General features: G+C 60.8%; 15 protein-coding genes. 8 read left to right on the forward strand and 7 right to left on the reverse strand.

Going from position 1 to position 12,589, the window contains the following annotated elements:
• Positions 1-27 precede the first annotated feature (27 nt).
• From ACSOSP_RS19505 to ACSOSP_RS19520, 4 genes are read right to left on the reverse strand one after another with little or no spacing between them, the layout of a single operon-like run.
• A complete protein-coding gene (locus ACSOSP_RS19505) occupies positions 28-765 on the reverse strand; it encodes an amino acid ABC transporter ATP-binding protein (protein WP_455312516.1) in 738 nt (245 codons plus the stop codon).
• Positions 743-1,432: an amino acid ABC transporter permease gene (locus ACSOSP_RS19510; protein ID WP_455312517.1), complete on the reverse strand. Its 690-nt coding sequence runs from the start codon at positions 1,430-1,432 to the stop codon at positions 743-745. Before ACSOSP_RS19510 ends, ACSOSP_RS19505 begins: the two co-directional genes overlap by 23 nt.
• Positions 1,432-2,166, reverse strand: coding sequence for an amino acid ABC transporter permease (locus ACSOSP_RS19515; RefSeq protein WP_455312518.1), 735 nt, complete (start codon positions 2,164-2,166; stop codon positions 1,432-1,434). Before ACSOSP_RS19515 ends, ACSOSP_RS19510 begins: the two co-directional genes overlap by 1 nt.
• Positions 2,138-2,953, reverse strand: coding sequence for a transporter substrate-binding domain-containing protein (locus ACSOSP_RS19520; protein WP_455312519.1), 816 nt, complete (start codon positions 2,951-2,953; stop codon positions 2,138-2,140). Before ACSOSP_RS19520 ends, ACSOSP_RS19515 begins: the two co-directional genes overlap by 29 nt.
• Before the next feature lie 158 nt (positions 2,954-3,111).
• On the opposite strand from ACSOSP_RS19520, the gene ACSOSP_RS19525 reads away from it, so the two are divergent.
• From ACSOSP_RS19525 to ACSOSP_RS19550, 6 genes are read left to right on the forward strand one after another with little or no spacing between them, the layout of a single operon-like run.
• Positions 3,112-3,417: a (2Fe-2S)-binding protein gene (locus tag ACSOSP_RS19525; protein ID WP_455312520.1), complete on the forward strand. Its 306-nt coding sequence runs from the start codon at positions 3,112-3,114 to the stop codon at positions 3,415-3,417.
• Positions 3,410-4,840, forward strand: a complete 1,431-nt coding sequence (locus ACSOSP_RS19530; protein WP_455312521.1) for an FAD-dependent oxidoreductase — start codon at positions 3,410-3,412, stop codon at positions 4,838-4,840. Before ACSOSP_RS19525 ends, ACSOSP_RS19530 begins: the two co-directional genes overlap by 8 nt.
• Positions 4,841-4,848: 8 nt before the next feature.
• On the forward strand, positions 4,849-5,982 hold the full coding sequence (locus ACSOSP_RS19535) for an NAD(P)/FAD-dependent oxidoreductase (RefSeq protein ID WP_455312522.1): 1,134 nt from the start codon (positions 4,849-4,851) through the stop codon (positions 5,980-5,982).
• Positions 5,983-5,993: 11 nt separating this feature from the next.
• Positions 5,994-6,929 carry a dihydrodipicolinate synthase family protein gene (locus ACSOSP_RS19540; protein ID WP_455312523.1) on the forward strand — a complete coding sequence of 312 codons (936 nt, stop codon included), beginning with the start codon at positions 5,994-5,996 and terminating at the stop codon, positions 6,927-6,929.
• Positions 6,930-6,940: 11 nt separating this feature from the next.
• The gene (gene hydA, locus ACSOSP_RS19545; protein WP_455312524.1) at positions 6,941-8,356 is read left to right on the forward strand and encodes a dihydropyrimidinase; all 1,416 of its coding nucleotides are present in this window, start codon (positions 6,941-6,943) and stop codon (positions 8,354-8,356) included.
• A 54-nt stretch (positions 8,357-8,410) separates the two neighbouring features.
• Positions 8,411-8,584 (forward strand): FmdB family zinc ribbon protein, encoded by a 174-nt coding sequence (locus tag ACSOSP_RS19550; protein ID WP_455313733.1) that lies wholly within the window; start codon positions 8,411-8,413, stop codon positions 8,582-8,584.
• A 118-nt stretch (positions 8,585-8,702) separates the two neighbouring features.
• On the opposite strand, the gene ACSOSP_RS19555 is transcribed toward ACSOSP_RS19550, so the two are convergent.
• The 3 genes from ACSOSP_RS19555 to ACSOSP_RS19565 form a co-directional block, all read right to left on the reverse strand.
• Positions 8,703-8,978, reverse strand: a complete 276-nt coding sequence (locus tag ACSOSP_RS19555; RefSeq protein ID WP_455312525.1) for a DUF2934 domain-containing protein — start codon at positions 8,976-8,978, stop codon at positions 8,703-8,705.
• A 28-nt stretch (positions 8,979-9,006) separates the two neighbouring features.
• Complete coding sequence (locus ACSOSP_RS19560) at positions 9,007-9,240, reverse strand: hypothetical protein (RefSeq protein WP_455312526.1); 234 nt, start codon at positions 9,238-9,240, stop codon at positions 9,007-9,009.
• A gap of 153 nt (positions 9,241-9,393) precedes the next feature.
• Positions 9,394-9,552 (reverse strand): hypothetical protein, encoded by a 159-nt coding sequence (locus ACSOSP_RS19565; RefSeq protein WP_455312527.1) that lies wholly within the window; start codon positions 9,550-9,552, stop codon positions 9,394-9,396.
• 879 nt (positions 9,553-10,431) lie between these two features.
• Here ACSOSP_RS19565 and ACSOSP_RS19570 point away from each other — a divergent pair.
• Complete coding sequence (locus tag ACSOSP_RS19570) at positions 10,432-11,664, forward strand: cyclic nucleotide-binding domain-containing protein (protein WP_455312528.1); 1,233 nt, start codon at positions 10,432-10,434, stop codon at positions 11,662-11,664.
• Between the two features lie 70 nt (positions 11,665-11,734).
• On the forward strand, positions 11,735-12,475 hold the full coding sequence (locus ACSOSP_RS19575; RefSeq protein WP_455312529.1) for a motility protein A: 741 nt from the start codon (positions 11,735-11,737) through the stop codon (positions 12,473-12,475).
• Positions 12,476-12,589 lie beyond the last annotated feature (114 nt).

The following is a 12,589-nucleotide window of genomic DNA, read 5'->3' on the forward strand; positions in this document are numbered from 1 at the left end:
TCGGCTCGATGCCTATGCGCTTGCGGATCAATGCCGCAGGATCTTGCCGACGAATTCGCGCGTGCGGATTTCCTGCGGGGCATCGAGAACCTGCTGCGGCGAGCCGCTCTCGATCACATGGCCGCCTGCCATGAACACCACCTTGGACGAAACCTCGCGCACGAAACTCATCTCATGCGACACGATGAACATCGTGATTCCCTCCGACGCCAGCGCACGAATGGTGTCGAGTACTTCAGTGACGAGTTCGGGATCGAGCGCGGCAGTCACCTCATCGAGAAACAGTACATTCGGCTTTAACGCAAGCGCACGCGCGATTGCAACGCGTTGCTGCTGTCCGCCGGATAACTCGTCCGGATACGCTTTCAGCCGATGTCCAAGGCCCACGCGCGTGAGCAGCTTGATGGCATCCTCTTCCACCTGCTTGCGCGGCCAGCCCTTGATTTTGGTGGGCGTGATCATGACGTTGTCCAGCACGGTCATGTTCTGGAACAGGTTGTATTGCTGGAAGACAATCGCAATCTCGGAGCGCAACGCATGCACGGCCGCCTTGTCCGCGTAGTTCACGAGCTTGCCATTCAATCGTACGGTGCCGCGCTCCGGTGGCAACAGTCCCGTCAACACGCGCAGCAAGGTGCTCTTGCCCGACCCGGAAGGTCCTATCAGGCTGACGATTTCGCCCTTTTCGACCGAGAGGTTGATGCGTTCGAGGACCGTGTGCGGTCCGTACGATGCCTTCAGGTCAACGATTTCGAGTTGCGGCAAGTTTTCTCTCCAGGCGCTTACCCAAGCGCGACAGCGGGTACGACATGACGAAATACAGTGCCAGGACCGCGCCGTACACGAGCCATGCAGAAAAGCCCTTGTTGGTCAGCACTTTGCCGGCCGAGGTCAATTCCATCACGCCAATCTGCGAGGCCAGCGCGGTGTCCTTGATGAACATGACGAAGAAGCCAAACGTGGGCGGCACGACCACTCTCCACGCCTGCGGCACGATCACGAAGCGCAAGGTTTCGAAGGTCGAGAAATTCATCGTCTGTGCAGCTTCCCATTGGTTTCCATGTACCGATTCGAGTCCGCTTCGAATGATCTCGCCCAGGTAGGCGGATGCGATCAGGCAGACGCTCAGCGACGCTACGGCAAACGTCGAGAGATTCGCTTTCGACGACTGGCTCGCGAAGAACACGAGCATCAGCGTCACCAGGAACGGGATACGGCGGAACAGGAAGCAATAGGCGAATGCGAGCGCACGCAAGGGCGCCATCGCGCGGGAATGCGTGACGCGCACAACAGCCACGACGAAGCCCGCCAGGAACCCCGCGAAGCAGCCGAGCGCCGACAGCACAAACGTTGCGGCGAATCCTTCCAGCAGCAACAGCAGGTTGTAAAAGGAAAACAGCTGCGCGATTTCGGCCTGTGAGGAAGCGAACATCAAAAGACCCTGATTTTGGCGCGGCAGACATATCGCCCGATCATCGCGAGCGCGAAGGTTGCGATGAGTGTGATCGCGATATACATCACGGCGGCCACGCTGAACGCTTCGACTGAGAGATACGTTTGGGAACTGAGGTTGTACGTGCGGCCCGTCAGTTCTTCCACGCCGAAGATCGACGCCATCGACGTGCCGAGCGTCATGACGATGAACTGGTTCGACAGCGGAGGAAACATCACCTTGAGCACGTGCGGCAGAATCACGTGCCGCACGATCTGCATCGTGGAAAACCCGAGCACTTCGGCGGCTTCGACTTCCAGCAGGCGGACCGAATTGAAACCGGCGCGCTGGATCTCGCACAGATACGCGCCCGCATTGAACGTCGCCCCGATCAGCACTGCCGTGAACGGCGACAGGGTCACGCCGATCTCGGGCAGCGCGAAGAACAGGAAAAAAATCTGCACGAGTTGCGGCGTGTTGGTCGCGAAGGTCACATACGCCGTCACCACCCGGCGCAAGAATACCGGCCCGTAGCGCAACACCGAAGCGCATACGAGCCCGATGACCATGCCGAGCATGAACGCGAGCACGGCAATTTGCAGACTGAGCCATGCGCCGCCCAGCAGATAAGGCCACTGCTGGAGAATAGGCTCGAAGTGAGGGGTCATCGAATAGTGGCTCTCACCGGATGCGGTTACTGTGCGGTTACTGAGCAGGTGCGGCAGTCGGGTCATGCAGCATCGCACTGCCGAACCATTTCTTCCAGCTCGCGGCGACAAAGCCGTTTTTCTGCAGCGCATCAACTTCCTTGTTCAGCCGCTGCGTCAACGCCGTATTGCCCTTCTGCACGCCGATGCAGTCGTAGTCCACTTCAATCGGCGCGTCCACCACACGCCATTTTGTCGGATAGTTCTTCGTATAGCTCAGCATGAAGTCGAGCACATCGATCAATGCATCGGCGCGTCCCTGGGCGATCGCGCGCACCGCATCCGGGTAATTATCGAGGATCAGGAGTTGCGCCTTAGGCAGCTTCTCCTGGATCAACTGGATAGGCGTCGTGCCGCGTACCTGCACGAGACGCACCGCCGGATCGTTCAACTGCGTCCAGTCCGAATAGGAGGTCGCCTGTGTCGTCAGGACACCCAGCACTTCCGTGTTCACCGGATCGGTGAAATCGATCACCTTCAGGCGGTCAGCGTTGCGCGTCATGCCCCCCATCACCGCGTCGATCTTGTCAGTCATCAGGAACGGCACGCGATCATTGGAGCCGACCGGAACGATCTCAAGCTTGACGCCAAGCGAGTCCGCAATCTTCTTCGCAATGCTGACATCGAAACCGTCGATATTGTTCTTTGCGTCGTAGGTGCCAAGCGGCGGCAAGTTAGGGTTGATGCCGAACACGATCTTCTTCGACGCGATGATTTCGTCGAGCGTGCGGGCGCCGGCGCTCATGGGGCCAAGCAACGAGCAAGCGGCAAGGCCAACGGCGACCAGGCGGCTCAAGAGTATCAGGGATTTCATGCGGTAACTCCGTAAAAGGTTCGGGGCGGATTGCTCACAGTTCTGGCGTGCGGTTCGGGTACTCCCGGACCCTCTTTATTTTGACCAATTTACGTATACGAACCGTATACGATAGTATGGAAACATCGACGAAATTAGTTGTCAAGGGAGGCCGTCTCATGCTGAATGACGAGACCATGCGCATCGACAATTCAAGCCGCGCCACCACCATCCGGTTTTTCTTCGACGGGCAGCCGGCGTCGGCGCGCGTGGGCGAAAGCGTGGCGGCCGCCCTGTTCGCGTCGGGTACGAAGAGCCTGCGTGCGAGTCCGCGCGAGCACTCGCCGCGCGGCATGTTCTGCCTGATGGGGTCTTGCCAGGAGTGCCTGGTCATGGTCGACGCTCGCCGCGTGCTCGCGTGCAGGACCGCGGTCACCGATGGCATGCGAGTCGAGACGGTACCGGAGGCCGGCATCAATGCCTGACTTCGACGTCCTCGTGCTCGGTGGCGGCCCCGCGGGCGTGAACGCAGCGCTGGCGGCATCCGCGGCGGGTCTCACGGTTGCGCTGTTCGACGAGAACGCGGCGGCCGGCGGTCAGGTTTATCGCGCGCCCATCAGCAGCGCGATGCCTGAGACCGGGGAACTGCAGCCAGGCGACGCCCTTCGTCGCCAACTCGACCAGAGTGCGGTCATTACATACTTCAATCACGTGGTGTGGAGCGTCACTGCGGACTATCGTGTCGATGCTGCCGGCCCGGCCGGCCCCGTGCATTGCACCGCACGCGCACTGATCGTCGCCACGGGAACCACGGAACGCGTCGTGCCCTTCGACGGGTGGACCACACCCGGCGTAATAGGACTCGCCGCCGCGACCATTCTCCTCAAATCGCAAGGCATCCTGCCGGGACGCTCGACGCTCGTGGCCGGCTGTGGACCACTGCTCGGTGCCGTCGCGGCGAAGACGATAGAAGGTGGCGGCAAGGTCGAGGCCATCGCGGATCTGGCAGGCTTTGGCGACTGGGCACGCACGCTGCCCGCCATGGTGTCGCGCCCTGACCTGATGCGCGAAGGGGTCACCTGGTGGCGCGAGATCTTCCGCGCGGGCGTACCCATCCTTTCGCGGCACACCCTGGTCAAAGTCGAGCAGGCCCACGACGGGCTGCATGCAACGCTTGCGCCGTGCGACGCAGCGGGGCGCCCCGTCGCAGGAAAACAGCGCAGCGTGGTCGCCGACTGCATCGCGCTCGGTCACGGCCTGACCCCGTCAACCGAGATCACGCGCCTCTTGCGCGCGGAGCATCGTTACTCGCGGCAGGCGGGTGGCTGGATCGCCGTCGCCGACCAGGACGGCCGCACGTCACGCCCACGGCTCTACGTGGCAGGCGATGGCGCAGGTATCGCCGGCGCAGCCGCGGCGGGCCACCACGGCACGCTCGCCGGGCTCGCCTGCGCCATCGACCTGGGCACTGACTTAGGCACTGACGCCGCCCGGCTCCACGCACGCGTAGCGGGCGCCCGTCAGGCGCACGCCAAGGCTGCGCGCTTCGGCCGGTCGATGGCGCAATTGATGGCGCTGCGACCTGGGCACACTGACAGCATCGAGCCGCAAACCATTGTCTGCCGATGCGAAGACGTGACCCGCGCCGAGATCGACGCCGCCTGCGACGCCGGTGCGCACGACATGAATCAGCTCAAGGCGTGGACCCGGTGCGGCATGGGACCCTGCCAGGGCCGCACCTGCGCCGACGTTGCGGCGCAACTGCTGGCCGCTCGGGTGCATGGCGGCTTGCGCGAACCCGCTGGCTGCTTGTCGGCCCGCACGCCATTGCGGCCCATGACCGTGGAGGCGCTGACCGGCAGCTTCAGCTATGACGACATTCCGATCCCGACGGCGGCGCCCCTATGAACCAGGCGATGACAACCGCATTCGATGTCGCCGTGATCGGCGGCGGCGTGATGGGATGCACAACCGCACTATTCCTTGCGCGTGCCGGCATGAGGGTGGCGGTGGTCGAACGCGATTCGCTGTGCCGTGGCGCATCGGGCGTGAACGCCGGCACGTTGACGCTGCACATGACGCGCGCCGCGCTCGTTCCGTACGCCATGCGCGCGTGGGACATGTGGATGAACACCGATGCATGGCTCGGCCAGAGCGTACTTGCCACCGCCGCGCCCGGGCTCTCGCTCGCGTTCACGGAGCACGAGAAGACGTTGCTGCAGCAACGAGCGGTGGCAAGACGCAAGTACGGCGCCCAGATCGATCTGCTCGATCGGGATGCCGCGCTCGCCGTCGAACCCGGCTTGAATCCCTCCGTCCTGCAAGCCGCGTACTGCGCAACCGACGGTTTCGCCAGCGCCTACCTCACTGGCCGCGCCTTCCATGCGGCATTGCGCGAAGCGGGCGTGCATATTTTCGAGCAGACACCTGCCACGCGCATCGATCGGGTCGCCGGGATGTATCAGGTGAGCAGCCCGGACGACACCAACCATATAGACGCAACGCGTCTCGTGATGGCCGGCGGCGTGTGGCTGGAACCCCTGCTCGCCATGCTCGATATCGACATCCCCGTCAAGACGCTCGTCAATCAGCTGATCGTCACCGAACGCATGCCGCCCGTGATGCAATCAGTATTAAGCATTGCGAATGGATTGCTGTCGATGAAGCAATTCGCCAACGGCAGCGTGCTGATAGGCGGCGGCTGGCAAGGCGTTGGTGATCGTGTGCGCGGTGGAGTGGAGACGGTGCCCGACAACCTGATCGGCAATCTCCGGCTCGCGCAGCATGTGATCCCTGCGCTGGCCCAAGCGCGCGTGGCCCGCATCTGGCTCGGGCTTGAAGCCGAAACAGCCGACGCCATGCCGATGATCGGCGCGCTTCCCGGTCTTCCGGATGCCTGGGTGATCGGTTGCGTGCACTCCGGTTACACCAGTGGTCCCTACATGGGCAAGCTGCTTGCCCAGGCCATGCTCGGCGAGGAACCCGAGTTGCCCCTGTTCGATCCGGCGCGCCTCATGGCTCCTGCCGAGGCGCTTGCCCAACCTCATTGAGAAAAGACTGAATGATTCCCACGCATGCCGACCCATTCAACGGCGTTTATGCCGCCACGCTGTGCCCCCTCGACGCGGACGGCCGACACCTGGACGAAGCCGCGCTCGCGCGGCATATCGAAACAGTGGCGAACGTGGACGGCATTGCGGGCCTGCTCGTGAACGGCCACGCCGGCGAGAACTTCGCGCTCTCGGCGGCGGACAAGCGGCGCGTAGTGGAGCTTGCGCATGCCGTCTGCGGTGATCGTCTGATCATCGTGGCGGGCGTGAACTCCGAGGACAGCTATGAAGCGCAGGCCCACACCAACGATGCGCAGCAGGCCGGCGCCGACGCCATGCTGCTGTTTCCGCCGTACTCGTGGGCGCTGTCGACGGATATAGACACCGTCCTCATGCATCACCGGATTGCCAACGCCCAAGCGCGCCTGCCCATGATGCTCTACCAGGCCGGCGTCGCCACCGGAGGCATGGCCTACACGCCGGAGATGCTCACCGCGCTCGTCAGCTTGCCCGAGGTCGTGGCCATCAAGGAAGGCAGCTGGGAAACTGCAGCCTATGAAGCGAACCGCCGGCTCATCAAGTCGATCGCGCCGCATGTGGCCGTGATGGCTTCCGGCGACGAGCACCTCTTCACCTGTTTTGCGCTGGGCACCGAGGGCACCCTCGTCAGTCTCGCAGCGGTCGTGCCCGAACTGATCGTCGCGCTATATCGCGCTGTGGAACGCCGCGATCTCGGCCACGCGCAGCAGCTTCATGAGCGCGTCTATCCGCTTGCGAAGGCCATCTACGGAACCGCGCCCGGCTCGCACGCCAACGCGCGCCTGAAGGCATGCCTGCATGTGCTCGGTCACTTCCCGCATGCGTCGATGCGCCCGCCCATCCCGCTGCTCTCCCACGCAGAAATAGCGCGTCTCGAAGACGCGCTCGCCATCGCCACCAGCGTTTAACGGAGTGACTCATGAGCACCATCCTCATTAAAGGCGGCCGCATCATCACGGCCGTTGACGACTATGTCGCCGATATCCTCGTGGAAGGCGAGCGCATCGTCAGCATCGGGCTGCACCTCGATGCGGGACCGGATACGCGCGTGATCGACGCCGCCGGGCTGCTGGTGTTTCCCGGCGGCGTCGATTGCCATACGCACATGGAGAACACCTTCGGGCCATCGGTGACGGCCGACAACTTTGCTTCGGGCACGCGTTCGGCAGCCTTCGGCGGGACCACGACGATCATCGACTTCGCGTTGCAAACGGCCGGCACGAGTCCGCTCGATGCGATCTCGCGGGCGCAGTCAAAGGCTGCATCGGCGGCGAGCATCGACTACGGTTTTCACGTGATCGTGACGCAGGTGGACGAGCGCGTGCTCGGTGACATGCAATATGCGATCCGGCACGAAGGCGTATCGAGCTTCAAGATGTTCATGGCCTATCCCGGCACGGTCATGTCGGACGACGCCGCCATTTTCCAGGCCATGCGGATGGTCGGCCAGCACGGCGGCATGATCGCATTGCATGCCGAGAACGGCACGATCATCGACCTGTTGATTCGCGAGGCGCTGGCGCTGGGTCACACCGCGCCGCGTTATCACGCGTTGACACGTCCCGCCATCATGGAGGGGGAAGCCACGCATCGCGGCATCAAGCTCGCCGAACTCGCCGAAGCACCGGTCTACTTCGTCCACCTTTCGGCGAAAGAAGCGCTGAAGCATGTGATCGAGGCGCGCGACCTCGGCATTCCCGTGTTCGCGGAGACCTGTCCGCACTATCTCTTCTTCGACGACTCTGCGTACTCCGACGACAGCTTCGATCTCGCGCGATACGTGATGAGTCCGCCGTTGCGCTCGAAGGAGTCGCAGAAGGCGCTCTGGACGGCGCTCAAGACCGACGATCTGCAACTGATCTCGACCGATCACTGTCCCTATTGCATGAAGGAAGGCCATCGTGGCAACGTCAACCAGAAACCGTTGGGAAGCGGCGACTTTTCGAAGATCCCGAACGGCGTGCCTGGCGTCGAAACGCGCATGACCGTGGTCTATGACGGCGGCGTACGGAGCGGCCACATCACGCTGAATCGCTTCGTCGAGTTGATGTCGACTGCGCCGGCCAAGCTCTTCGGCCTGTTCCCGAAGAAGGGAACCCTTGCAGTTGGCAGCGACGCCGATATTGTCCTGTTCGATCCGAACGAGCCGCACACGATCAGCGCCGACACGCAGCACAGCGATTGCGACTTCACGTTGTTCGAGGGCCGCGAGGTCACGGGCCGGGTGAAGAAGGTGCTGCTACGGGGAGAGCTGCTGATCGACAATGGCGACTGGGTCGGACGGACCGGTCAGGGAGAGTTCGTCGCGCGCGGCGAACTTGGCGGCCACTGGTAGAACGTCATGCCGATCTACGAGCATGTGTGCGACACCTGCGGTGCATTTGATTCCATGCGACCGGTTTCCAAACGCGGTGAAGAAGCACCCTGCCCGAAGTGCGGTGCCTCGTCGCCGCGCGTCGCCAGCGGCTCCACGGTGCGGCTGGCAACGCGCGGCAGACAAACGCCGACCGAAGAAGGGGCCTATGGTTTCAGGCATCAAGGCGGCTGTGTTTGCTGCTGCTAGAGAACTGGCCGAACAGGCCTGTCCAGCCTGTTAGCGGCGGCACGTTCAATGAACGATAAGAAAGCAGCTGAGGAGTTTCTGGCTATTTCGACGTGCTCGCATCGGGTTAAGTGACTTCCTAACTCGGGCTCAAAGTAGTGCCATCCAATTCGCGTTGTCTCTGACTGAATGCTATGACGGGTTGATCCTCTTCGGCGCACCCATTCCCCGCTACCGCAGCCTCCAGGGCCGCCTCGAGTTCAACGAGTTGCCGCGCTTGTCTCCAGTATTCGTCAGCGCAGCCTTCGAGACTGCCGTCCTGCCGCCAAAGTTCATTGGCGCGGATCCGAATTCGCTCCGTCAGCGTATGCACATCCACATGAAACCTCATTGTTTGATGAATGGTTTTGCTCATATCTCTTCGCCAGGATCGATCGCGCTGCTCACCTCTGCGACAAGCGCGCCAGCCTTTCCAATAAAACAGCAGCGTGCTTCATCGTTGAAACGTTTGCGTTCGAAGAGCTCACCAGGACATGGATACGATCTCGCCAGTATTCCGGCCGAATGACCGGGCTTCGTTCCGTGATTTCCCGCTCGCCCGGCGCCTGGCGTTCGAGTTCTCGAATCATTCTCTCGATGTGCGAGAGATCCTGTTGTCGACGATCATCGAGGCTCATCAGCTCCTCCCCTCAGGTTCTTGTTTTCACCCACCATGCTTTGTGACTGTCGCCCGGTCACTTTATCCCAACGCCTGCAAGACGGACACGCCCCTCAGCTGGCCCGTTTCGGCCCGCAAGACGCGAACCCGTGAATACCGGCGGCGGTCACACTCAATGCCTGCGACGCATGACTTCCCAACATTGACGATGGTCCATCCGACGAAGCAGCCGCTTGCGCCGATGCTCCCGGCGATAGTGGGCAATGACCAGCATCGCTGCGCTCGCAAGCGCGAACAGACCGACCACCATACCCATCCACGCTGCACTCATGGCGAACCCCTTCTAGCGACTTCGACTGCCATTTAAACGTAGGTTAAATGCTGCTCTTCGCCTATCTAATTCTGTGCCACGCGAGGCGCTTCCCCGATGACGCGCCTGGTCGCGTTTGATGCAGTGCCCGTTGTTGCATGAAAGTTGCTTTGAGCAACCTCACCTGCATGCCGGGTCATTCGTCTAAGTACTTCGCATAACGTATTGGTTGGGGTGACTCGAAAATCCTTATAACACTTCGTTGAGCATTCCCGGTGAAACATCAGGATGTTTTTTTTGCGTGGCCGTGATTTGAAAAATATCTTCACTCGAAAACGGCAATCAAGTCCTGATAATCACGCACTTAATACGTAACACTAATAATATTAGTTGCTCCATGTCAGAGGTGCTCGAGCGGTTTGGCAAGAACGGCAATCGACGGGGGGAGGTACGGCGACCCTTGCCCTCCGGAAATTTTTCTCTAGCCCCAATTCTGCGTTTAGCCATTGTAATAAACAAGTCCTCTCCTTCTTTGGGCAATCGTCGCGGCGAAGCGTTCGAAATCAGCGGATTACGGACAGACCCACGGTCGAATTCCAGGTATCAGCCAAGCAATAACTCATTGAGCCGACGCATCCGGTCTTTCCATGCAAGCATGACGTCGATCGGCCCTTGTTGATCCGCTTTAACGTTTGCGTGCTTGCAGCAAATGATCGTTAGGCATCGCCCGGGAAGAGCCGCTGCCACGCCCTTTTCAAGTCAAGCAATTTGTTGCGTGACCGTCGCTAAAGAGTTCCCAAATAGGGCCGATATTGCGTGCAGAACACGTAAATATCGGCGAAACGCTTGAGTACCCAACAAACAATAGCGGGACCTGGCGTCAACACTTCGGGGGCTACAATGAATCAGGAAAGCTTGTCCAGACTGCGGGCTATTGCACCGGGCGAAGTCATTTACTCGGAAGGGTATATCGGCACCTCGGCGATCTATGTAATTGCTGAAGGAAAAGTCGAGATCTCGGCAAAATGCGACGACAGGCGTGTTGTCCTCGCGACCCTGGGCAAGGGAGAGTGCTTTGGCGAGTCGGCGTTGTTGCCGTCCGAGCCACGCGGATCGACAGCGAAGGCCCTTAGCTTCTGCCGGCTGAGCGTGATTGAAGCGAAGGTCGTGGAAGAAGAACTGGAACGCGTCTCGCCGCTCCTTCGCCATTTGATGCGCACACTGATTCGCCGCAACAAACGAAAGGACGAACTCCTCGCGACCTACACGAACGCTGACTTCCTGCCCGGCATAGTCTCCTACGCCCATGTGCTCAGCCTGATGGCGGGCGGTGAAAACAGGGAAGCGCGAGGCCGCCGGCTTCAATCCGATGAAGTCTCGATCGCACTTACTGAAGTCTGCAAGCGGTGCCAGGCAGTAGCAGGCCATCCGCGCGTGCATGTCATGGCCATGCTCAAACGCATGGAAAAACTCAACCTCGTCACGCTCGAGACCGGTCGCGCGGACTTTCTCGGCAATGTCCCCTCGCCCGCCGCGGACGACACGACCAGCCGCCAGGTTGTGACCTTCGATGCCATGCGGATTATCGAACGCGCTCAACGAGTCGGTGATCAGGAGCTTGATAATTCGATCGCCAGCGAACTGGAATTGATCGAGCTGTCCGACCTCGAGGCGCTGATCGGCGTCGAGAGACAGTTGATACTCGATAAGCTCTCGCGTGCGGAAATTGCCGAAGATATCTTCGCGTTCCGGCGAACCAAAGTGCTGACGTACATCGAAAAGAACGGCGTAGCTTATTTCTCCAAGAAGAAGGCGCGGCCGGTCAGCGAACTCGAATCGCTCACGGACCTCGATCTCATTGACGACCGGACGCTATTCGACGCCGTCAGCGCGTTCGATACCTACGATCTCGCGAAACTGCTTGCCTCGGCGACGGACCACACGATCTCCGAGCGGCTGCTTTCCGTCATGACAAAGGCACGGCAGAGCGAGACGTCGTGGATCATGCGGCGTGATCTCGTGACCAATCCTCTCGAGATCCAGGACATCGAAGAACGCTTCATTCAACTGGTCAAGTCGATAAAGGCCGGACCCGCAGCCGACGCTCCCGAACAGCTTTCGGTCGGCGCCTGACTGTCCTGACCCGTTGGGCAAATCAGCATAGAAAACAATTGCAGCCGTCAAAAAATAAACGAGAGATCGAATGGACATCCTAACGCTGTGCGGTGCGCTGATTGGCATTGTCGCCATCGTGGCCGGGTTCACTTTGGAAGGTGGCCGCTTCCTGACGCTCTTTCAGTTCGAAGCCATCGTCATTGTGGCGGGCGGCACGATCGGCGCCGTGATGGTCCAGAACACGTGGGCCAAGTTCTCCGCCGGGGTGAAGCAACTTGGCATGGTTTTCACCAAGGCCAAGCCGATCGATCGGGAAAACCTGACCATCCTGCTTGAGTGGGGTCATAAAGCGAAAGTGGAAGGGATGCTCGCATTCGAGACCATCAATCCCGAAGGCATCAGCCCCTTTGCCAAGAGAGGACTCGAACTGATCGCCAACGGGGTGCCGACTGCCGTGATTGAGGACGCGTTGCAAAGAGAGCTTGATGCGTACGAGCGGAACCAGATGGCTGCGGCGCGGATATGGCTGCAGGCCGGAGGTTATGCGCCGACCTTCGGCATCCTGGGCGCGGTGCTGGGCCTGGTTCAGGTGACCGGGCACCTCCTGGAACCTGCTCAGCTTGGCCAGGGTGTCGCGGTCGCTTTCATCACGACGCTGTACGGACTGGCGCTCGCCAATGTCCTGTTGCTGCCCATCTACGGAAAAATCAAGGCGAGAATCGACAGCGAACTACGCTTCAAGAAATTGTACTTTGACGGCCTGCTTGCCATCTCCCGCAAGGAGTCTCCGCAGTTGATCGAAGCGCGCCTCGTAGCAGATATCACTTAGACGCGTACGCAACAAGTAAAGTTGATGATGAAGCGCTCGCTCCAGGCCTCGATGGAATTCGCTAAGGATGACTGATGGCCTGGAGATGGCGACTCTCCGCCCCGTGCAGTACAG

It is taken from the genome of Caballeronia sp. KNU42 (genome assembly GCF_053760385.1).